We start from the raw sequence: 1,320 nt of genomic DNA, 5'->3' as shown, positions 1-1,320 counted from the left end.
TGTCCCGCCCCGGGTTCAGTGGAGGCTCGAAACTGACGCGGCGACGGTAGCCGCCGCGGGGTTGTGCCGGTAGAAGGTGTCCTCGTGCTCGGCCGGTGGAACGAGACCGAGTTCGCCGTGCAGTCGTCGGTGGTTGAACCAGTCGATGTACTCGGCGACGGCGATCTCGAGGTCGTCGATGCTCTTCCACGGACCCTTGTTGCGGACGAGCTCGGCCTTGAACAGTGAGTTGAACGCCTCAGCCAGCGCATTGTCATAGCTGTCACCGGTGGAGCCCACCGAGGCCACGGCGCCGGCCTCGGCGAGGCGCTGGGTGTACCGCACCGCGACGTATTGCACGCCCTTGTCCGAGTGATGGATCAATCCGCCGACGTCGCGACCGGCGCGCCGGCGGGTCCAGATGCCCATCTCCAGCGCGTCCAGCGCCAGATCGGTCCGCAACGACTTCGACAGCTGCCAGCCCACTACCCGGCGGGAGAACACGTCGATGACGAAGGCGGCGTACACCCAGCCGGAGAAGGTGCGGCAGTAGGTGATGTCGGCGACCCACAGCTGGTCGGGCCCGGTCGCGGTGAACGCCCGGTCGACCAGGTCCGGGCGGGTGTCCGGCCCGGCGCCAGGCACCGTGGTCCGCGGCCCCTTAGCCCGGCTGATGCCGCGCAGACCGCGGCGGCGCATCAACCGCTCGACGGTGCACCGGGCCACCCGATGGCCCTGCCGGCGCAGCTCGGCGTGCACCTTCCGCGCTCCGTAGACGCCGAAGTTCTCCGCGTGCACACGCTCGATCACCGCGGTGGTCGCCGCGTCCGTCTGTGACCGGGCCGAGGGTGGCCGGCTCCGGTGCGCGTAGTAGGTGCTCGGGGCGATCTGCACGCCGGCGTCCTTCAACGCCGCGCAGACCGGCTCGACCCCGAAGCGCTCCTTGTGCTCGTCGATGAACTCGACAACTACTTCAGTCGGCGGTCGAGCTCCGCCTGCGCGAAAAACGCCGACGCGGTCTTCAGAATCTCGTTCGCCCGCCGCAGCTCGCGGTTCTCCCGTTCCAACTCGGCGATCCGCCGCGCGTCGTCGGTCGTGGTGCCCGGGCGCACCCCGCCGTCGATCTCGGCCTGAGTCACCCAGTTGCGCAACGTCTCGGGGTTGATGCCCAACTGCTTGGCGATCCGCGCCAGCGCGCCTGCGCGGGTGGCCGGGTCCTGCCGGGCCTCCACCGCCATCCGCGTCGCCCGCTCCCGCAGCTCGTCGGGGTACTTCCTCGGTGCCGCCATGACTCTCATCCTCACGTGGATTGAGAGCCTCCATCAGACCCGGGGCGGGACA

At 69.7% G+C, this 1,320-nt stretch carries 1 protein-coding gene and 1 other annotated feature; the gene reads right to left on the bottom strand.

The features are described 5' to 3' along the window. Window positions 1-15 precede the first annotated feature (15 nt). A protein-coding gene (locus E9549_RS22785) for an IS3 family transposase (RefSeq protein ID WP_374201473.1) occupies window positions 16-1,268 on the bottom strand; the annotation gives its coding sequence in 2 pieces (ribosomal slippage) (window positions 16-980 and window positions 980-1,268; 1,254 coding nt in all). Further along, window positions 859-990: a sequence feature (AL1L pseudoknot), on the bottom strand. Its footprint overlaps the gene before it by 132 nt. Window positions 1,269-1,320 lie beyond the last annotated feature (52 nt).

Source organism: Blastococcus sp. MG754426 (genome assembly GCF_021699055.1).
In the GTDB taxonomy this organism is placed as follows: domain Bacteria; phylum Actinomycetota; class Actinomycetes; order Mycobacteriales; family Geodermatophilaceae; genus Blastococcus.
Note: the sequence above shows the minus strand (reverse complement) of the source record. Positions and strands in the feature narration are given on the sequence as shown.